This is a genomic window from Serratia sp. PAMC26656 (assembly GCF_016469055.2).
GTDB classification, from domain to species: domain Bacteria; phylum Pseudomonadota; class Gammaproteobacteria; order Enterobacterales; family Enterobacteriaceae; genus Serratia; species Serratia plymuthica.
The window spans coordinates 3,483,494-3,503,223 of sequence record NZ_CP150486.1; the positions used below are offsets into that span (position 1 = coordinate 3,483,494).

The following is a 19,730-nucleotide window of genomic DNA, read 5'->3' on the forward strand; positions in this document are numbered from 1 at the left end:
GCTGTGCATCCTGAAAAATAGCTGCGGCGGTTTGCCGCAGCAAATTGATATTAACGGGTAGTATAGCCACCGTTGGCGAACAACGTCTGCCCGGTGATCCACCAGCCGTCGGTGACCAAAAACTTGACGATAGGCGCGATATCCTCAATATCGGTCAGGCCGGTTTTCGAGAACTTGCTCAACGCGGCGGCACCGCTATGGTATTCCACCGCGTCCTTGCTTTCCTGCCCGTAGAAGAACGGCGTATCCATCGGGCCGGGGCCGATGGCGTTCACGCTGATGCCACGCTCGCCAAACTCCTTGGAAGCCGCGCGAGTAAAGTGTTCCACCGGTGCCTTACTGCCGGGATATACCGCATAAAACGGCGTATAGGCCGCCAGCAGCGAACTGACGATGGTCACGATACGGCCATTGTCCGCCAGGTGTTTGCCTGCTTGCTGAATGAAAAAGAATGCCGCTTTGGCATTGACGTCAAAACTGGTGTCGTAATCCGCCTCAGTCACCTCGGCGATCGGCTTTTTGATCACCAGACCGGCGGTATTGATCGCAATATCCACCTTACCGAACGCCTTAATCCCTTCCTCAAACAGATGCGCCACGTTGGCCGGCCGGGTCAGATCGCCCTGCACCGCTATCGCCTGCGCCCCTATCGCTTTCACTGCAGCCAGGGTTTCTTCCGCCGCCGCACGGGTCGCGTCGCTGTTGTAATGCACCACTATGGCCGCCGCGCCGTTGGCCGCCAAATCGCGCGCCACCAGGCCGCCCAGGTTCTTCGCGCCACCGGCGATCAACACCACTTTTCCATTCAAAGATTGCTTACTCATGACCATGACTCCGTTAGTGAAAGTTGCAATGAGTATAGGAAGCCTGACCACTCAGATAATCTGTCCAAATTGGGATGAACCATCCCATTTTTTCGCTCAATCTGTTTGGCCGCGTACCAAAGCGCCAGAGCGTGATCGTCCACCGGGCATTCACCGCGAATCGCACTACACTTGTAAGTCACCTGCGGCAATAGTTGCCCGGCGAAATTATTTATCCCCGCCCACGGGCCGGTTTACAGCCTGACGGGCCATAACCGAGGTCAATGTCATGTTGATTCAACCCTATTTATTCTTTAACGGTAATTGCGAGCAAGCGGTGAATTTCTACGCCCAGCAACTGGGCGGTAAAATTGAAATGATCATGCGTTACAAGGAGATGCCCGAGGAAGCAAAACAAGGTGGCCCACAGGATGCCGATCCGGAATCCATCATGCATGCAAGGTTGCTGATTGGTGAAAGCGCGCTGATGGCCTCCGACGGCTGCCCGAAGGATGGCGCCGACGCGTCACATAAAGGATTTTCCCTGTCGCTCAACCCAAAAGACGTGGAACAAGGGCGTGAACTGTTTGAAAAGCTGTCGCAGGGCGGACAGGTAACCCTGCCTTATGGGCCCACTTTTTGGGCCAAGGGGTTTGGCATGCTGACCGACCAATTTGGCGTCAATTGGATGATTAACGTTGAATAATCCCACGCCATCGCGGTGCCCGCGGCCTCTGGCGGACACCGCCCCTTCGGCAATCAGCGATAGTGATGCCAGTCGTAGGCTGCCATGGCGAACAGGATAAACAGCCCCGCCAGCAGCACCAGCCCCAAACGCCAGTAAGGCGATTTACGCCGCCGCCAGGCAAAAAATATCATCACCGCCAGCACACCCAACGTGACCGGGTAATACACCGCCAACGTCAGTAAAGTAATAATGATGGTGTCAGACACACTTGCGATCCTCTGGTTTCCGGGCGGTTTTGGACGAATTGTAACATCTGCCGAGGGTAACTTGTTTAAGGGAGTAGTGGTCAGCAGAATTAACGAATAAGATGTAAGATAGTTCTTAACTTTATTTAAAAATCACATAATAAAAAGGGTTACATGACACAGCAGCAACCGCAGGATGCCGATCTGCCGCACAGCGGTAAAAATTCCCCGTTATTATTTCAGGCTGGCGTGTTTGTCATCATCGTTGCCGCCACGCTGATTCTGTTTAACGTCTGGCAAATTTGGAATGCGCATCAGCGCGATCTGAAAAGTGCCGAATATGAATCCGCCAATCTGGCACGCTCGCTGGCGCAACATGCCGATGACACTTTCTTGCAAGTAGACAGTACGCTGTCCGATCTGACCGAACGCATTCAAACCGACGGACTGGGCCAACCGCAGCAATTGCGGCTGCAAAAGTTGATGCAAGGACAGGTCGGCAATCTGCCTCAGTTGCATGGCCTGTTTATTTATGATGCGCACGGCAGCTGGATAGTCACCTCTTCAGGAAAGTTCGTGCAGGGCGCCAACAATGCTGATCGCGAGTATTTTAAATACCACCTCGAGCACAACAGCAACGCGATTTATATCGGCAAGGTGGTGCGCAGCCGTTCAACCGGCGATTTGATCATTCCGGTGTCACGCCGTTTAAATCACCCGGACGGCAGTTTTGCCGGCGTGGTGCTGGCGACGCTGTACGTCGATTATTTCCGCCAATTTTACGACACCTTTGCGCTTAACAGCGATGCCGCGCTCAGCCTGCTGCTGGCGGATGGCACCATCCTCTACCGCCGCCCTTATTCCGCCGCGTCGATCGGCAAAAATATTTCTCAGGGCGTCTTGTTCCGCGAAATTCTGCCGCATTCCGAATTCGGCAATGCCACCATCACCTCGCTGTACGACAAGGTGGAAAGGATTTACGGCTATTCAAGGGTCAGCCGCTATCCATTGGTGATCACCGCCGGGCTGTCGAAGGAAGACGCGCTGGCCGACTGGCGCAACGATTCCGGCCTGTTTGTGGCCGGAGGCGCCACGCTGCTGGCCATTCTGTTGGCGCTGGGGCTGGTGTTGATGCGGCAGATAAACCATAGCGTACGCACCGAAGCCGAACTGATGCGCACCCGCGATCAGCTCACCAGCATCAACCTGCGGCTTGAAGAGCTGGCGTTGCTGGATGGCCTGACCGGGCTGGCCAATCGCCGCCAATTTGATATCGCCTTAAAGAACGAACTGGCGCGCGCGGCGCGAAACTACCGCAGCGTGGCGCTGCTGATGCTGGATATCGACTATTTCAAACAGTTCAACGATATCTACGGCCACGTCGCCGGCGACCAATGCTTGCAGCAGATCGGACAAATGCTCAAGGGGCTGGCCAGCCGCAGCAATGACATCATGGCCCGCTATGGCGGCGAAGAAATGAGCATCATATTGCCGGACACCGACGCTCAGGGGGCGCTGATTTTCGCCGAACGCGTGATGCAGGCGGTGCGTGAACTGAAGATACCGCATCAGGGGAATCCGCACGGCGTTATCACCCTCAGCATTGGCATCTGCGCCAAAGTGCCGCATATGTACAACGACACGCCAATTGGTTTTATCAATATGGCGGACAGCGCGCTGTATCAGGCCAAAAAAGAGGGTAAAAACCGCATCGTCTGCAATAACGCGGCGGTTTAACCCAGTCCCACGGTGATACATGACCGGCAATCTGTTGCCGGTCAGCTTACCGCCCCAACGTCGCCCTCCTGGCACGCCACCAGCGTCAAAATGCTGTACAGCGCCACCGCCTGCTGATGCTGATTCAACACCTGAACATCCCACACCACTACCCCATGCGGGCGATCCTCTGCGGTTTTCTGCGGCTTGCGGATTTTCTTTTTGCAGGTCAGGCGTACCTGGAGCGTATCGCCGATTTTCACCGGTTCGATAAAGCGCAGGTTTTCCATGCCATAGTTGGCGATCACCGGCCCCACACCCGGGTCGACAAACAGTCCGGCGGCGGCTGAAACCACAAAATAGCCGTGCGCTACCCGCTCGCCAAACAGCGATTCGGCGGCGCCGATCTTGTCCATGTGGGCGTAGAAATGATCGCCGCTCAGGCAGGCAAAATTCACGATATCGGCTTCGGTCACGGTGCGGCGGGCAGTCAGCAGGCTTTCGCCCAGTTGCAACTGCTCAAAGTATTTGCGGAACGGATGAACCGGATCCTCAATCACCGTCGCTCCGCGCACCCACTCGCGGCCAATCGCCGCCAGCATCGCCGGGCTGCCCTGGATGGCGGTGCGTTGCATATAGTGCTTCACCGCACGCAACCCTCCCAACTCCTCGCCCCCACCGGCGCGCCCTGGCCCGCCGTGCATCAGCATCGGCAGCGGTGAACCGTGGCCGGTGGATTCCACGGCCGCGTGACGATCCAGGATCAGCATACGGCCGTGGGCACAGGCGGTGGCGCGGATAAAGCGCGTTGCCAACGCCTCATCGGCAGTCACCAATGACCCCACCAGGCTGCCCTGGCCCAGCAGCGCCAGTTCAATCGCCTGCTCGGTCTGTTGATACGGCATCAGCGTCGCCACCGGCCCGAAAGCCTCGGTGCCATGTACCGCCTGATGCGAAAACGGATCGGGGCAATACAGCAGCGTGGCCGGATAAAACGCGCCGTTCTGCGCCCCTTCACCGGCCAGCTCCAGCTTATTGAGCACCGCGCCGCACAGCGGTTCGCAGCCGTGGTGCAGCAGGAATTCCACCTTTTGCTGCACATCATCGCGCTGCTCGCGGCTGACCAGCGCCCCCATGCGCACCTGCTCCAATTTGGGATCGCCCACCGTTACCCCGGCCAGCCGTTGCAGTAGCGCCTGTTGCACCTCAACCACCCGCTTCGCCGGCACGATAATCCGCCGGATAGCCGTGCATTTCTGCCCAGCCTTAGCGGTCATTTCACGGCACACCTCCTTGATGAATAGCGCGAACTCCGGCATTTGCGGCGTGACGTCCTCCCCCAGCACGCAGCAGTTAAGCGAATCGGCCTCCATAGTGAAAGCGATAGATTTTGCCAACAGGCGCGGATGTGCACGCAGGTGTTGGCCGGTCTGCGCCGAGCCGGTGAAGGTCACAGCGTCCTGATAATCCAGGTGATCGAACATGTCGCCAATACCGCCGCACACCAACTGCAAAGCCCCCTCCGGCACCAGCCCGCTGTCGATAATCAACCTGACCATCGCTTGTGTCAGCTGCGCGGTGGCCGTCGCCGGTTTAATGATGGCCGGCATGCCCGCCAGCCAGGTCGGCGCCAGTTTTTCCAGCATCCCCCAGCAGGGGAAGTTAAAGGCGTTGATATGCAGCGCCACGCCCGGCCGCGAGGTCAGCACGTGGCGAGCGGCGAACTGCGCCTGTTTGGATAATGAAATCGGCTCGTCCTCCGGCCACAGGGTATCGTCCGGCAGTTCACGTCCCGCCATGCCGGCATAGGCGAACAGCGTCGCGATGCCGCCTTCGATGTCCACCCAGCCGTCGCTGCGCGTGGCGCCGGTCTGGTATGAAATCTCATACAACGCCTCTTTGTGCGCCAGCAGGTGTTTAGCCACTGCCTTCATCATTTGCGCGCGTTGCTGGAATGTCATCTGCGCCAGCGCCCTACCGCCTTTATTGCGCGCATAGTCCAGGCTGGCGGCCAGCGGCAAGCCGTCGGAACAAACCTGATACAGCGGTTCGCCGGTAATGGCGTGATGGATTTCGCGGGCTTGCCCCTGGCCGAACACCCAGCCGCCAGAAAGGTAACTGTGTAACTGCTGCATGTGCATCTCCGGAATTCATAAATTTACACTAGATAGCTTAATTACGTATCACATATTGTCCAGTTTGTGCCCGATCAAAATTTAACAAAAACCAAACAACATTACCGCAGCGCGGGCCAAACACATCGAAAACATGCTCGAACTGATTTTATAAAAACATATAAAACAATTAATTAATAAACATCATTGTGAGTAGCATCGCAAAACCACATACAGGCCCTTTGATCTTTTTGTTATCAGTTTGTAGCCTTAAGGTGATAAAACGTGATTCAAATTTTTATGTTTAATGTGAAAAATACGAATCATCAAGAGGCAAGCATGACAACTGACGCGCAATATCAGCAGCACTTCGACGCCAAGATTGCGGCGGATACCGCCATCGAAGCCAAAGACTGGATGCCGGACGCCTATCGCCAAAACCTGATCCGCCAGATTGGCCAACACGCCCATTCCGAAGTGGTCGGCATGCTGCCGGAAGCCAACTGGCTGACGCGGGCACCGACCCTGCGCCGCAAGGCAGTGTTGCTGGCCAAGGTACAGGACGAAGCCGGGCACGGTTTGTACCTGTACAGCGCCGCCGAAACCCTGGGCTGCTCGCGCCAGGAAATCTACCAAAAAATGCTCGACGGCAAGATGAAGTATTCCTCCATCTTCAACTACCCGACGCTCAACTGGGCGGATATCGGGGTGATTGGCTGGCTGGTCGACGGCGCAGCCATCGTCAATCAAGTGGCGCTGTGCCGTGCCTCTTACGGCCCCTATGCACGGGCGATGGTGAAAATCTGCAAAGAAGAAAGCTTCCACCAGCGCCAGGGTTACGAAGCGGTGATGGCGATGGCTAACGGCAGCGAGCAGCAAAAAGCCATGCTGCAGGACGCCATTAATCGCTTTTGGTGGCCGGTGCTGATGATGTTCGGCCCAAGCGACACCGACTCACCGCACAGCGCGCAAAGCATGGCGTGGAAGATTAAACGCCACAGCAACGACGAGCTGCGGCAGAAATTTGTCGACAACACCGTGCCGCAGTTGGAAGCGCTGGGCATGACCGCACCCGATGCCGAGTTGGCCTGGGACGACGCTGCCGGTCACTACCGCTTCGGCGCTATCGACTGGAGCGAGTTGCACGAGGTGATCAAGGGACGCGGACAATGCAACCACGAACGCCTGCAGGCCAAGCGCCGCGCCTGGGACGACGCCGCCTGGGTGCGTGAAGGCGCGCTGGCCCACGCGACGAAAACCGCCGCCACCGCAGCATAGATGAAGGAATCGAAAATGACTCACGCTGAATGGCCGCTGTATGAAGTGTTTATTCGCAGCAAACAAGGGTTGGCGCACCGCCATGTCGGCAGCCTGCACGCCGCCGATGACCAAATGGCGCTGGAAAATGCCCGCGATGCCTATACCCGGCGCAGCGAAGGTTGCTCAATTTGGGTGGTGCAATCGAGCCATCTGATCGCTTCGCAGCCGGAAGATCGCGGGGCGTTCTTCGATCCGTCCGATGACAAGATCTACCGTCACCCGACGTTCTACACCATTCCCGACGGCATCAAGAACATGTAGAGGCGGCCATGACCTTTAACGATCCGCGAATCACCTATGTACTGCGTCAGAGCGATACGCCGCTGATCCTCGCCCAGCGGCTGTGTGCCTGGTGCGGCCACGCGCCGGAGCTGGAAATCGATCTGGCGCTGGCGAATATCGGCCTGGATCTGCTCGGGCAGGCGCGTCATTTTCTCGGTTATGCCGCCGAACTGGCCGGGCCGCAATACGGCGAAGATCGCCTGGCCTTTGGCCGCGACGAGCGTGAATTCCACAACCTGCTGCTGGCGGAACAGCCGAACGGCGGTTTCAACGACACCCTGGTACGGCAGTTTTTGCTCGACGCCTACCACGTGCAGTTGCATCAGGCACTGAGCCGCAGCCGTGACCCACAGCTGGCCGCCATCGCCGCCAAATCGCTCAAGGAGGCGGATTATCACCTGCGCTTCAGCCGCGGCTGGATGATTCGCCTGGGCGATGGCAACGCGGTCAGCCATCAAAAAATTCAGCAGGCGCTGGATAACCTGTGGCGCTTTACCGCCGAACTCTTCCATGCCGACGACATCGAGCTGGAATTGGAGGAACAGGGCATCGCCGCCGATCCGCGTCAGCTTGAGGCACCCTGGCGGGCGCTGGTGGACGACACCCTGCGCCTGGCCACCCTGTCGTTACCGGAGGAACAGGCGTTCCGTCACGGCGGCAAACAGGGGCGGCACAGCGAACATCTCGGCCCGCTGCTGGCAGAAATGCAGTTTCTGCAGCGCGCCTATCCCAACAGCAACTGGTAAAGAGGCCGCCATGAACATCACCCGGCTGCAAGCCGCCGAGATCCCGCAAATCTGGCACTGTCTGCAACAGATCAGCGATCCGGAACTGCCGGTACTGTCGATCACCGATCTGGGTATGGTGCGCGACGTAGAACCGGACGGCCCGGGCTGGCGCATTACCTTTACGCCAACCTATTCCGGTTGCCCCGCCACCGAACTCCTGCTCAACGCCATCGAGCAGCGGCTGGCCGAAGCCGGTTTCAGCCCGGTGAAGGTGGCAATCCGCCTCAGCCCGGCCTGGACCACCGACTGGATGAATGCGGCTGCGCGTGCGCGGTTGCGGGACTACGGCGTCGCGCCGCCGCAGGGCCACACCTGCGATAAACCCGAGGCCCACGGCCCGGTGCCCTGCCCACGCTGCGGCAGCACCCACAGCGAAAAAATCAGCGAGTTCGGCTCCACCGCCTGCAAGGCACTGTACCGCTGCTGCGAGTGCCGGGAACCGTTCGACTATTTCAAATGCATATAGGCTGCGTCCTGCAATAGTTCGTGAGCGCCCCGAACTATTACAGGGCACAGCCCAGGAGAACACCATGACGCTCTTCCATCGCCTTAACGTCGCCGCCATCGAGCGCGAAACGCCGGACGCCGTGGCCATTACGCTGCGCGTGCCCGATGAGCTGAAAAGTCATTACCGCTACACCCCCGGTCAGCATCTGACGTTAAAGGCGTGGGTCAACGGCGAAGAGCTGCGCCGTTGCTATTCCATTTGCAGCGCCCCGCAGGAAGGGTTGCTGCAGATCGGCGTCAAAGCGATTCATCAGGGGCGTTTCTCCTCGTTCGTCAATCAGATGCTACAGGTCGGCGACGCGCTGGAGGTGATGGTGCCGCAGGGGCGTTTCGGCTATCAGCCGCAGGCGGAAAACTGCGGCAACTATCTGGCGATTGCCGCCGGTTCCGGCATCACGCCGATGCTGTCGATCATCAAGGCCACGCTGCAACTGGAAGCCAACAGCCGCTTCACGCTGATCTACGGCAACCGCAGCAGCCGTTCGGTGATGTTCAAAGAGGCATTGTGCGACCTGAAAAATCGCTATCCGCAGCGCTTCCAACCGCTGTACCTGTTCAGCCAGGAAAGCCTCGACAGCCCGCTGCTCAGCGGCCGTATCGATCGCGAACACCTGACAGCTATCGGCGGCGCATTGCTAGATTACCGCGACTACGACCACGCCTTTATCTGCGGGCCGGAGGCGATGATGGACGACGCGCAAACCGTGCTGGAACAGGCCGGCGTACCGGCCGCGCATATCCACAGCGAACGTTTTAACACCAGCGGCATTGCCGCCCGCCCGCTCAACGACGGCAGCCGCAACGCCACCCAGGTGGAGATCCTGCTCGATGGCCGCCGTTTGAATATTGAGGTTAGCGCACAGGACGACAGCATTCTGGACGCGGCGCTACGCCAGGGCGCTGACCTGCCCTACGCCTGCAAAGGCGGGGTATGCGCAACCTGCAAATGCCGGCTGAAGGCCGGTCAGGTTGAGATGGCCGTCAACTACAGCCTGGAGCCGGATCAACTGGCCGCCGGCTACGTATTGAGTTGCCAGTCGTGGCCGCGCGGCGACGGCGTGGTGTTGGACTTTGACGTATAGGAGCCGGTAATGGAAACCCCTTTGATCTTGCAGCAACAGCAGCGACGCGTGGTCACCCTGACGCTGCATCGCCCAGAGGCGCGTAACGCCCTGAGCACCCCGTGCCTGGAGCAGTTGGTATATCGGCTGGAACAGGCCGATGCAGACGCAGGCGTGGGCGCGGTGGTGATAGCCGGTGCCGCGCGCTTCTTTGCTGCGGGCGCCGATCTGCGGGAGCTGCAACAGCAGGACCTGCCCGCAACACTGGCGGATCGCCGCCCGTTGCTGTGGCAGCGGCTGGCGCAGTTCAGTAAACCGCTGCTGGCGGCGGTAAACGGCTACGCGCTCGGTGCCGGCTGCGAGCTGGCGCTGGCCTGCGACCTCATTATCTGCGGCGAAAGCGCCCGCTTTGGCCTGCCGGAAATCACCCTTGGCCTGATACCGGGAGCGGGCGGCACCCAGCGTTTAATTCGCTGCGTCGGGAAATCTCTGGCCTGCCAGATGGTGTTGACCGGTGAAGCTATCAACGCCACTCGCGCGCTGCATGCCGGGCTAGTCAGTGAAGTGTGCGTCGACGCACTGACGCTGGAACGCACTCAGCAGATCGCCGAACGCATCAGCTTACAGGCCCCACTGGCGCTGCGTGCCGCCAAGCAGGCACTGAAACAGGCGGAAGAAGTCGGCCTCAGCCAGGGGTTGGCCTTTGAACGCCAGCAGTTTGTCGCACTGGCCACCACCGACGATCGCCATGAAGGCATCGCCGCCTTCTTCGAAAAACGTACGCCAAACTATCAGGGGCGCTGATTTATGGATAACGCATTGATTCTCACCCACCTCGATGCCGGGGTACTGACCCTGACCCTCAACCGGCCGGACCGGCTGAACAGCTTTAACGACGAGATGCACCACCAGCTCAGCGAGGCGCTGACCCGCGCCGAACGTGACGACGAGGTGCGCTGCTTGCTGATCACCGGAGCCGGACGAGGTTTTTGCGCCGGGCAAGATCTCAACGATCGTAACGTCAGCGTTGAGCAACAGGCACCGGATCTCGGCCTGTCGGTCGAACGTTTCTATAACCCGCTGATCCGCCGCCTGACCGCATTGCCCAAACCTGTGGTGTGCGCCGTCAACGGCGTGGCGGCGGGTGCCGGGGCCGCGTTGGCGTTGGCCTGCGATATCGTGATCGCTGCCGACAACGCCAGCTTTATCCAGTCGTTCTGCCGCCTGGGGCTGGTGCCGGACTCCGGCGGCAGCTGGTTCCTGCCGCGTCTGGCAGGCCATGCCCGCGCCATGGGCATGGCGCTGCTGGGCGACAAGATCAGCGCACAGCAGGCGTTGGAATGGGGCATGATCTGGCAGGTAGTGGCCGCAGACGAATTGACCGACCGCACCCAAACGCTGGCGCGGCATCTGGCCACCCAGCCGACCTACGGGCTGGGGCTGATTAAAAAAGCCCTCTACAGTTCGGCGACCAACAGCCTCGATCAACAACTTGAGCTGGAGCGCGATCTTCAGCGTCTCGGCGGCCGCAGCGACGACTATCGTGAAGGCGTCAACGCGTTCTTCGCCAAACGCACACCCAATTTCAGCGGGAAATAACCATGAGCCTGCCGAACTTCAACGGAACCGTGGCGGTGATTGGCGCGGGCACCATGGGCATCGGCATTGCCCAGGTGGCGGCCCATGCCGGGCATCAGGTGAAACTGTTTGATATCGCCGCAACCGCTGCCCAAAACACGCTGGGTGCCTTAAGCCTGCGATTGCGCCGGCGTGTGGCGGCCGGCAAGGCCGACGCCGATGCCACCGAGGCGTTGCTGGCACGCATCCAGCCGGTGGATACGCTTGATCAACTGACCGACAGCGCACTGATCATTGAGGCGGTAGCAGAAAAACTGGCGATCAAACAAAACCTGTTTCGGGAGCTGGAAGCCCTGTGTTCACCCGCCACGCTGTTTGCCAGCAACACCTCGTCGCTGTCGATTACCGCCATCGGCGGCGCGCTGCAGCATCCGCAGCGCCTGGCCGGGCTGCACTTCTTTAACCCGGCACCGCTAATGAAATTGGTGGAGATCGTCAGTGGGCTGGACACCAGCGCCGACACCGTCGCCACCCTGCAAACGCTGGCCCGGCAATGGGGCAAACAGAGCGTGCTGTGCCGCTCCACGCCGGGGTTTATCGTTAACCGCGTGGCGCGGCCCTTTTACGCCGAAACCCTGCGTGCGCTGGAAGAACAGGTGGCCGACGTCGCCACGCTCGATGCGGTGATGCGCGATGCCGGCGGTTTCGCCATGGGGCCGCTGCAACTGACCGATCTGATTGGCCAGGATATTAACTATGCCGTCACCGAATCGGTGTTCCAGGCTTTTTTCCAGGACTCGCGATTTACGCCGTCGCTGGTACAGCAAGAGCTGGTGGCCGCCGGGCGTCTGGGCCGCAAAAGCGGCTGTGGCTTTTATCGTTATGACGGCGAACAAGCGTCGCCGACCGCCGTCTGCCTGCCCCTCTCTCAGGCGGAGCCGCCACGCAGCATCAAACTGCACGGCGACGAAGCGGGCGTGGCGTTTTTGGCCGGATTGCTGACGGGAAATGCGGAGAGGATCATACAACCTGGCCAGACCAGCGCCTTTGCCCGGATCGATGAAGTTACATTTATGTTAACAAATGGTAAAACGGCCAGCCAGATTGCCGAGGAAACCGGAACCCCCGTGGTGCTGTTTGATCTGTCTGCCAACTATTCGCAAGCCCCCTGCGTCGCCATCAGCTGCGCAATGCAAAACGACGCACAGCACAGCGATAAGGTGGTACGCCTGCTGCAATCGCTCGGTAAGCAGGTGATTTTACTGCCGGATTATCCTGGTCTGTTGGTGATGCGCACCCTCGCTATGCTGAGCAACGAGGCGCTGGACGTGGTGAATAAAGGCGTCGCCAGCGCCGAAGATACCGACAGCGCCCTGCGCTGCGGCGTCAACTACCCGCGCGGTCCGCTGGAATGGGGTACCGCGCTCGGCTGGCGGCAAATCCTCGCTACGCTGGAAAACCTGTATCGCTACTACGGCGAACCGCGCTATCGGCCAATGCCGTTGCTGCGCCACTACGCTTTCCTCTCTTCAGGAGCCGAATGATGAACGCCAATACGCCCCATGCGCTGGCGCAGCGCTGTGCCGAACAGATGTTTCAACAAGATACCTGCGCGCAGGCGATGGGTATGCAGGTAGATGATGTCGACGCCGGTTTCGCCAGGGTCAGCATGACCGTTGGCCCGCAGATGCTTAACGGTCACCGGACCTGCCACGGTGGCCAGCTGTTCAGCCTGGCCGATACCGCTTTCGCCTATGCCTGCAACAGCCAGGGGTTGGCTGCGGTGGCGTCCGGTTGCAGCATCGATTTTATCCGCCCGGCGCTGGCGGGCGATCGCCTCACCGCCAGCGCCGAGCTACGTCATCAAGGCAAAACCACCGGGCTGTATGACGTAGAGATCGTCAACCAACGAGGCAAAACCGTCGCCTGGTTCCGCGGCCGCGCGCACCGCCTCGGCCACCCTGTTTTAGGGGCGCTGCCATGAGTCAGGCATTGATTTGCGACGGCGTCCGCACGCCGATGGGCCGCGACGCGCTTTACCCCCAGCGTATCGACGCCGGTCAGGGTATTGCTATGATCATTGAACGGGCATGACACTCCGAGGCTAACTATGACAACCCTTCCACAGCCACTCGACACCATTGAGTTCGCCTCGCGCGATGAAATAGAAGCGCTGCAGCTGGAACGCCTGAAATGGACGCTGCATCACGCCTACAACAACGTGCCGATGTATAAACGCAAGTTCGATCAGGCAGGCGTACACCCCGACGATCTCAAACAGCTGAGTGATTTGGCGCGCTTCCCCTACACCACCAAGCAGGATCTGCGCGACAACTATCCGTTTGACACCTTCGCCGTTCCGATGGAACAGGTGGTGCGCATTCACGCCTCGTCGGGCACCACCGGGCGACCGACGGTGGTCGGCTATACCCAACGGGATATCGATAACTGGGCCGATATCGTCGCCCGCAGCCTGCGTGCCGCCGGAGCCACCGCCAAAGACAAGGTGCATGTGGCCTACGGCTATGGCCTGTTCACCGGCGGTCTGGGTGCCCATTACGGCGCAGAGCGGCTCGGGGCGACGGTGATCCCGGTGTCCGGCGGGCAAACCGAAAGGCAGGCACAGCTGATCCTCGATTTCAAACCCGATGTCATCATGGTGACGCCGTCTTATTGCCTGACGCTGATCGACGAACTGGAACGCAAAATGGGTGGCGATGCCCGCAGCTGTTCGCTGCGCCTCGGGGTGTTTGGCGCCGAACCCTGGACCGAGGCATTGCGCCACGAGATCGAGTCCCGTCTGGGCATCAAGGCGCTGGATATTTATGGCCTGTCCGAAGTGATGGGGCCGGGCGTTGCGATGGAGTGCGCCGAAAGCGGCGGCGGCTCGACTATCTGGGAAGACCACTTTCTGCCGGAGATCATCTGCCCGGAGAGCGGCGAAGTCCTGCCGGACGGCCAGCACGGCGAACTGGTGTTCACCACCCTGACCAAAGAGGCGCTGCCGGTGATTCGCTACCGCACCCGCGATCTCACCCGCCTGCTGCCGGGCGATGCGCGCCAAATGCGGCGCATGGGGAAAATCACCGGCCGTTCGGACGACATGCTGATCATTCGCGGCGTCAACGTGTTCCCGTCGCAGGTGGAAGAGCAGATTATGCAGTTCGAACAGCTCTCGCCGCACTACCAGTTGCAGGTCAGCCGCAGCGGGCATCTGGATACCCTGGCGGTACGCGTTGAGCTGAAAGAGTCGGCGCTCAGTCTCAGCCACCAGCAGCGCTGCGAGATCTGCCACCAGTTGCGTCACCATATCAAATCGATTATCGGCGTCAGCACCGACGTCAGCATCGCCAACTGCGGCGATATCCCGCGTTCGGAAGGCAAGGCCCAGCGCGTGGTCGATCTGCGGCCGCGCTAATTCAGCCGGCGTCACGGATGACGCCTCAATGAATTGTGTTAATGTTGTGTCTCATCGACGGCTAACCCATGGAAAAATATGGAACATAAACTGGATGAGTTTATTCGCCATGCTGTAGACGCCCAGCCGATCAGCGGCACTTCACTGATTATCTCCCTGTATGGCGATGCACTCAGCCATCGCGGTGGCGAGGTGTGGCTCGGCAGTCTGAGCGCGCTGCTGGAGGCGCTGGGTTTCGGCGATCGCTTCGTGCGCACCTCGGTGTTCCGTCTGCAAAAAGAGGGTTGGTTGGCGGTGGAGAAAATAGGCCGACGCAGTTTTTATCGGGTGACCGATCAGGGCATGCGCCAGTTCCGCCACGCCGAGTCGAAAATCTACCTCAGCGAACCGCCGGCCTGGGACGGCAAATGGGATTTATTGCTGCTGGAAAGCGCGGAAAAAAGTGAGCGGGCACGGCTGAAAAAAGAGCTGGGCTGGCTGGGTTTCGGCCAGATCGCCAATAACCTGATGGCGGCCCCCACCCACGCGCAAACCGACGTGACGGCACTGCTCGGCGAACTTAACGCCAGCGAGCAGGTGATCTATTTCCGCGCCGACTACCCGTACAACCGTTCCGAACCTGCCCTGCAACAGTTGGTGGCTACCTGCTGGTCTCTGGCTGACGTGGCTGCCGGTTATCACGAGTTTATCGTCTCCTTCCGCCCGCTGATGCAACTGCTGCGCGAAGCCGACGACGCTCTGCTGACGCCCCAGCGTTGCTTCCAGATTAAGCTATTATTGATCCACTTCTTCCGCCGCGTGGCGCTGAAAGATCCGCTGCTGCCGGACGCCCTGTTACCGGCGCAGTGGGAGGGGCAAATCGCCCGCAATTTGTGCATCAACATTTATCAGCGGGTAGACCGCGCCGCGACCGACTATGTCAGCGCGCTGGCGGAAACCACTATCGGTTCCCTACCCGCCCCGGCAGCAAGTTATTACCGGCGCTTTGGCGGCCTGCCACGCGATACTCTTAAGGAAATTTAGCTATGCCTGTGTATCAGATTGACGGCCTGACGCCGGTGGTAGATCCGAGCAGCTACGTGCATCCGACGGCGGTGCTGATTGGCGACGTGATTATCGGCAAGCAGGTCTATATTGGCCCGAACGCCAGCCTGCGCGGCGATTTTGGCCGGCTGGTTATCTGCGATGGCGCCAACATTCAGGACAATTGCGTGATGCACGGCTTTCCGCAGCAGGACACCGTAGTCGAGGAAGACGGCCATATCGGCCACGGCGCAATCCTGCACGGGTGCCGCATCCGTCGCAACGCCATGGTCGGCATGAACGCGGTGATCATGGACGGCGCAGAGATTGGCGAGAACAGCATCGTCGGCGCAATGGCTTTCGTGAAGGCGGCGGCGGTGATTGAGGCCAATAAACTGGTACTCGGCAGCCCGGCGCGGGTACTGCGCGACCTGACCGAACAGGAGCTGGCGTGGAAAGTGACCGGCACGCGTGAATATCATGATCTGGTGCTGCGCTGCAAATCCACGCTGAACGAGGTCGAACCGCTGGCCGAAGTGGAGCCCGGCCGCCAGCGCCTGAGTTTTGGCGATCACCTGCTCCCCAAAAGCCAACTTTAAACGGGGCGTGCTACCGCATTCCGCTCAAAGTGGTTTACAGTTAATACCCTGTATCGCCACTGAATCCTGGACCGGAATCCATGCCAAGAACCGCCAAAACCGTTGAAATCCCCGCCATCGGCGAACTTGACCGAAACGCGGGGCAGCTCAGCCTCCAGCTTGCCCAAGCGTTGCGGGCCGCCATTCATAAAGGCGAGCTGAAAGCAGGCGATCTGCTGCCCTCGACGCGGGTGCTGTCGGGCGCATTGCAACTCGCCAGAGGTACGGTGCTGGCCGCCTTTGAGCAGCTAACCGCCGAAGGGTTTCTGGAAGCGCTGCCCGGTTCGGGCACCCGCGTGGCCCTGTCGCTCAATCGCAAAACCCCGCCACCGGCCAAAAAACCGCAGGCCTGCGACATTCCCCTGACCGCCCAGGCGCAGGCGCTGGCGCAATTCTCCGCCCAACGGGCGCCCCTGCCGCCGGTCCCTTTCACCGTCTCTGTACCGATCAATGATACTGCCCCCGATGACGTCTGGCGCCGGCTCGGCAACCGGATCCGCGCCCGGGGGCCTGGTGCCCCATCAGGCTACGGTGACCCTCTTGGCGAGTTGCCGCTGCGTAAAGCAGTCTGTGAATACGTGCGAAAATCGCGTTCGGTGCTCTGTACGCCAGAACAAGTGATCATCACCTCCGGCACCCAGCAGGGGCTTTATCTCGCCACGCAAATCCTGCTGGACGCCGGCGATGCAGCCTGGGTTGAGAACCCCGCCTACCGCGGTATTACCGCTATCTTTGACAACCTGCTCAGGGACCGGCACATGGCACGGGTGCCGGTCGATGACCAAGGTATAGACGTGGCGGCGGGCCGAAGAATAGCACCACGGGCCAGGGCCGCTTTTGTCACCCCGTCTCACCAGTATCCGCTGTGCATGCCGATGAGCATGTCGCGCAGGCTTGAGCTGCTGACCTGGGCGAAAGAGCAAAAAGCCTGGATTGTCGAAGACGATTACGACAGTGAAATGCGTTACGCCGGTCACCCTTTTCCCTCTCTGCAAGGGTTGGATCCCGCCAGAGTCATTTACCTCGGTACCTTCAGCAAAATCCTGTTCCCGTCATTGCGGCTGGGTTACGCCATCGTCCCGGAACCGCTGCTGGCCGCCTTCTGCGGTGCGCGAGTGCTGATGGACCGCCACCCGCCCACTGCCGACCAGCACGTACTGGCCAGCTTTATGGCGCAGGGGCATCTGGATCGTCATATCCGCAGAATGCGCGGCGTCTATGCGGAAAAGCGGCGCGTGCTGACCGACGCCGTCAACGCGCATATTTCGCCGCAGCTTGCCACCTTGCTCCCCAGCGACCAGGGGATGCACCGGGTATTGTGGTTGAAAGCGGGGTTGGACGACCGACGGGTGACCGCCGGCGCCAGCGAGGCCGGAGTGGCGGTCAGTGCGCTGTCGCCGATGTACGCCCCCGACAGCGGAAAAAGCGGGTTGATCTTGGGGCTGGGAGGTTACGACGACGAGGCCATTCACCGCGCCGCCCAAAAGTTGAATCAGGTACTGGTGTCGATAGCGGCCTCCTGAGCATCAGGCTTAAAAGGGCTGCATTGAAAGGTAATGCCCCCCCTACCACTGACTCATTGCTCTTTTCGTGTACCGCGAAACGCCCGGCGCCATTCGCTGGGGCTAATGTCGAACCGCGACCGAAAGCGCTGGCGGAAGGACACCGGAGACTGAAAACCCGACAATTCCGCCACGGTCTCTACGCTGTGATCGGTACTTTCAAGCAGTTCCTGACTGCGATGCAACCGTTCGGCATTTAGCCACTCGCCGACGGGGACTCCGGTGGCTTTGATAAAATGGCGGGTAAAGGTACGCCGGCTCATATTGACAAATCCCGCCAGCGAATCAAGGTCGTGGGGTTTATCGAGATTGCGACGCAAATAATCCAGCAGTTCGTTGATTTTGTTATCGCGCGTGGTTTCCGGTACCGGACGTTCAATATATTGCGCCTGCCCCCCTTCGCGATAAGGAGGCGTTACCATGCGTCTGGCCACCCGGTTAGCCAGCGTGCTGCCGTAATGTTTACGAACAATGTACAGGCAACAGTCTATTCCCGCCGCGGTGCCAGCCGAGGTAATAAGACGATCGTCATGGGTATAAAGCGCATTGCTATCCAGATGCACTGCGGGAAAACGGCGGGTAAAGTCCCGTTCAAATTCCCAGTGGGTTGCCGCACGGCGATGATCCAGCAACCCCGCGTAGGCCAGTACGTAGGTTCCCAGACACAGACCCACAACGTCTGCGCCGCGCCGCCACGCGGCTACCAGAGAGGCAAGCAAGGCTTCGGAAGGTTTGCTTTCTGGGTGGTTCCAGAACGGAACAACGACAATATCCGCCGAATCGAGCGCTTCCAGCCCTTCACCGACGTTGATTGATACCCCAATAGCAGAATGCACTACGCCAGGATGCTCCGCACAAATATGCAGATCAAACAGCCCCGGTTCCGGCATTGCCTGACCAAAAATGATGCAGGGTACCGAAAAATGGAACGGGCTAAAACCATGGGTGGCAATGACAGCGACGGAAAGTACAGACATAGATTTGGTTCTCGTTTATCGTCGGCCTATTTTTGTTTACCGGCACACCGCACCCCTTTTCAGCACCAAAGGGCGTTGCGCGGTTACTGAGTCGAGAATGTTATCAGAACGTACAGATTTCACCGTCTGCCGGGATCAGCACGCTGTCCTGAATACCTTTTTCAATGGCATACTCGCGCAGTTCATCACGGCTAAGGATACAGTGGTTAACGGCTTCCATGTGGGAGGCCACGATCATAGCCTGCGGCATAAGCTCATGCGTACGCAGCACATCTTCTTTACCCATAATGATCGCGCCGATCCCGTCAACCTGAGCAAAACCGGTATTTAACACCACCACATCAGGTTTCCAGACGCTCAGGCTGTCCACGTAAGGCTTAACCCAGACGGTATCGCCTGCAATATATAACGTTTTTTCATCGGCGTGCTTGAATACCAGACCACAGGCATCACCCAGCCGAGCAGCGATATCAGGATTAGCATAAGCCTCATCGCTTCCGTGCTGACCGCCAGTTTTGATAATGGTCATGCCCGCAAACTCATTGCTGTCTTCAAGAACGCGCACATTACCGAAACCCTGAGCGCGGATCAATTCGGCATCGCTGTCGTTTTGAGTCAGGATGAGGCTATCTTTTGCCACTTTCTTCTGTGCGGCTTCATCCCAGTGATCCCTATGAGTATGGGTCACAATGATGGCATCGACATTCAGCAGTGCATCAATCGATAGCGGCAGCGCCACCAGAGGATTACGCAGATGGGAACGCGCCGTACCGGCAAAACCGTCCCAAGCCTCTTTGTCAGACAGCATAGGGTCAATCAGAAATTTAGTACCTGCGTATTCAAGCAACAGCGTGGCATTGCGAATTTGGGTCAGTTTCATGCTTTCGGCTCCGAATGGGGGTCGTCTCAACAGGTCGAATGCAGGTTGCTCGGCAATCAAGCACTCTGCTGTAGGTAGAGAAGCCAGTATAGGGAGCACCTGAAAAGAAGGTGAGTAGCCCGAAGGCCAA

General features: G+C 59.3%; 20 protein-coding genes. 15 read left to right on the plus strand and 5 right to left on the minus strand.

Going from position 1 to position 19,730, the window contains the following annotated elements; all coding sequences use genetic code 11:
• Window positions 1-50: 50 nt before the first annotated feature.
• Window positions 51-824, minus strand: coding sequence for an SDR family oxidoreductase (locus JEM67_RS17560; protein ID WP_199634771.1), 774 nt, complete (start codon window positions 822-824; stop codon window positions 51-53).
• 268 nt (window positions 825-1,092) lie between these two features.
• Between JEM67_RS17560 and JEM67_RS17565 the strand changes: the two genes are divergently transcribed.
• Window positions 1,093-1,509, plus strand: a complete 417-nt coding sequence (locus JEM67_RS17565; RefSeq protein ID WP_199634770.1) for a VOC family protein — start codon at window positions 1,093-1,095, stop codon at window positions 1,507-1,509.
• Between the two features lie 53 nt (window positions 1,510-1,562).
• On the opposite strand, the gene JEM67_RS17570 is transcribed toward JEM67_RS17565, so the two are convergent.
• Window positions 1,563-1,757 (minus strand): hypothetical protein, encoded by a 195-nt coding sequence (locus JEM67_RS17570; protein WP_199634769.1) that lies wholly within the window; start codon window positions 1,755-1,757, stop codon window positions 1,563-1,565.
• A gap of 153 nt (window positions 1,758-1,910) precedes the next feature.
• Here JEM67_RS17570 and JEM67_RS17575 point away from each other — a divergent pair, with 153 nt between their 5' ends.
• On the plus strand, window positions 1,911-3,473 hold the full coding sequence (locus tag JEM67_RS17575) for a sensor domain-containing diguanylate cyclase (protein ID WP_199634768.1): 1,563 nt from the start codon (window positions 1,911-1,913) through the stop codon (window positions 3,471-3,473).
• 41 nt (window positions 3,474-3,514) lie between these two features.
• Here the strand turns inward: JEM67_RS17575 and paaZ are convergent, their stop codons facing one another.
• Window positions 3,515-5,587 carry a phenylacetic acid degradation bifunctional protein PaaZ gene (paaZ, locus tag JEM67_RS17580; RefSeq protein WP_199634767.1) on the minus strand — a complete coding sequence of 691 codons (2,073 nt, stop codon included), beginning with the start codon at window positions 5,585-5,587 and terminating at the stop codon, window positions 3,515-3,517.
• Window positions 5,588-5,905: 318 nt separating this feature from the next.
• Here paaZ and paaA point away from each other — a divergent pair, with 318 nt between their 5' ends.
• From paaA to JEM67_RS17645, 13 genes are all read left to right on the plus strand, one after another.
• Window positions 5,906-6,844, plus strand: coding sequence for a 1,2-phenylacetyl-CoA epoxidase subunit PaaA (gene paaA, locus JEM67_RS17585; protein ID WP_233527535.1), 939 nt, complete (start codon window positions 5,906-5,908; stop codon window positions 6,842-6,844).
• 15 nt (window positions 6,845-6,859) lie between these two features.
• Complete coding sequence (gene paaB / locus JEM67_RS17590; RefSeq protein WP_004946321.1) at window positions 6,860-7,147, plus strand: 1,2-phenylacetyl-CoA epoxidase subunit PaaB; 288 nt, start codon at window positions 6,860-6,862, stop codon at window positions 7,145-7,147.
• An 8-nt stretch (window positions 7,148-7,155) separates the two neighbouring features.
• The gene (paaC, locus tag JEM67_RS17595) at window positions 7,156-7,914 is read left to right on the plus strand and encodes a 1,2-phenylacetyl-CoA epoxidase subunit PaaC (protein ID WP_199634766.1); all 759 of its coding nucleotides are present in this window, start codon (window positions 7,156-7,158) and stop codon (window positions 7,912-7,914) included.
• Window positions 7,915-7,924: 10 nt separating this feature from the next.
• Window positions 7,925-8,422 carry a 1,2-phenylacetyl-CoA epoxidase subunit PaaD gene (paaD, locus tag JEM67_RS17600; protein ID WP_199634765.1) on the plus strand — a complete coding sequence of 166 codons (498 nt, stop codon included), beginning with the start codon at window positions 7,925-7,927 and terminating at the stop codon, window positions 8,420-8,422.
• Between the two features lie 64 nt (window positions 8,423-8,486).
• A complete protein-coding gene (gene paaE / locus JEM67_RS17605) occupies window positions 8,487-9,545 on the plus strand; it encodes a 1,2-phenylacetyl-CoA epoxidase subunit PaaE (RefSeq protein ID WP_199634764.1) in 1,059 nt (352 codons plus the stop codon).
• Window positions 9,546-9,554: 9 nt separating this feature from the next.
• Window positions 9,555-10,328 (plus strand): 2,3-dehydroadipyl-CoA hydratase PaaF, encoded by a 774-nt coding sequence (gene paaF / locus JEM67_RS17610; protein ID WP_199634763.1) that lies wholly within the window; start codon window positions 9,555-9,557, stop codon window positions 10,326-10,328.
• Between the two features lie 3 nt (window positions 10,329-10,331).
• Window positions 10,332-11,123, plus strand: coding sequence for a 2-(1,2-epoxy-1,2-dihydrophenyl)acetyl-CoA isomerase PaaG (gene paaG, locus JEM67_RS17615; RefSeq protein WP_199634762.1), 792 nt, complete (start codon window positions 10,332-10,334; stop codon window positions 11,121-11,123).
• Window positions 11,124-11,125: 2 nt separating this feature from the next.
• On the plus strand, window positions 11,126-12,646 hold the full coding sequence (locus JEM67_RS17620; RefSeq protein ID WP_199634761.1) for a 3-hydroxyacyl-CoA dehydrogenase: 1,521 nt from the start codon (window positions 11,126-11,128) through the stop codon (window positions 12,644-12,646).
• Window positions 12,646-13,086 carry a hydroxyphenylacetyl-CoA thioesterase PaaI gene (gene paaI / locus JEM67_RS17625; protein WP_013813579.1) on the plus strand — a complete coding sequence of 147 codons (441 nt, stop codon included), beginning with the start codon at window positions 12,646-12,648 and terminating at the stop codon, window positions 13,084-13,086. The genes JEM67_RS17620 and paaI overlap by 1 nt, the downstream gene beginning before the upstream one ends.
• Window positions 13,087-13,212: 126 nt before the next feature.
• The gene (gene paaK, locus JEM67_RS17630) at window positions 13,213-14,520 is read left to right on the plus strand and encodes a phenylacetate--CoA ligase PaaK (RefSeq protein ID WP_199634760.1); all 1,308 of its coding nucleotides are present in this window, start codon (window positions 13,213-13,215) and stop codon (window positions 14,518-14,520) included.
• A 78-nt stretch (window positions 14,521-14,598) separates the two neighbouring features.
• Window positions 14,599-15,543: a phenylacetic acid degradation operon negative regulatory protein PaaX gene (paaX, locus tag JEM67_RS17635; protein ID WP_013813582.1), complete on the plus strand. Its 945-nt coding sequence runs from the start codon at window positions 14,599-14,601 to the stop codon at window positions 15,541-15,543.
• 2 nt (window positions 15,544-15,545) lie between these two features.
• Window positions 15,546-16,142, plus strand: coding sequence for a phenylacetic acid degradation protein PaaY (gene paaY / locus JEM67_RS17640; protein ID WP_013813583.1), 597 nt, complete (start codon window positions 15,546-15,548; stop codon window positions 16,140-16,142).
• Between the two features lie 80 nt (window positions 16,143-16,222).
• Window positions 16,223-17,704, plus strand: coding sequence for a PLP-dependent aminotransferase family protein (locus tag JEM67_RS17645; protein ID WP_199634759.1), 1,482 nt, complete (start codon window positions 16,223-16,225; stop codon window positions 17,702-17,704).
• Window positions 17,705-17,757: 53 nt separating this feature from the next.
• Here JEM67_RS17645 and JEM67_RS17650 read toward each other — a convergent pair whose 3' ends face one another.
• Window positions 17,758-18,720, minus strand: a complete 963-nt coding sequence (locus tag JEM67_RS17650) for a GlxA family transcriptional regulator (RefSeq protein WP_199634758.1) — start codon at window positions 18,718-18,720, stop codon at window positions 17,758-17,760.
• A 103-nt stretch (window positions 18,721-18,823) separates the two neighbouring features.
• Window positions 18,824-19,600 carry an MBL fold metallo-hydrolase gene (locus JEM67_RS17655; protein WP_199634757.1) on the minus strand — a complete coding sequence of 259 codons (777 nt, stop codon included), beginning with the start codon at window positions 19,598-19,600 and terminating at the stop codon, window positions 18,824-18,826.
• Window positions 19,601-19,730 lie beyond the last annotated feature (130 nt).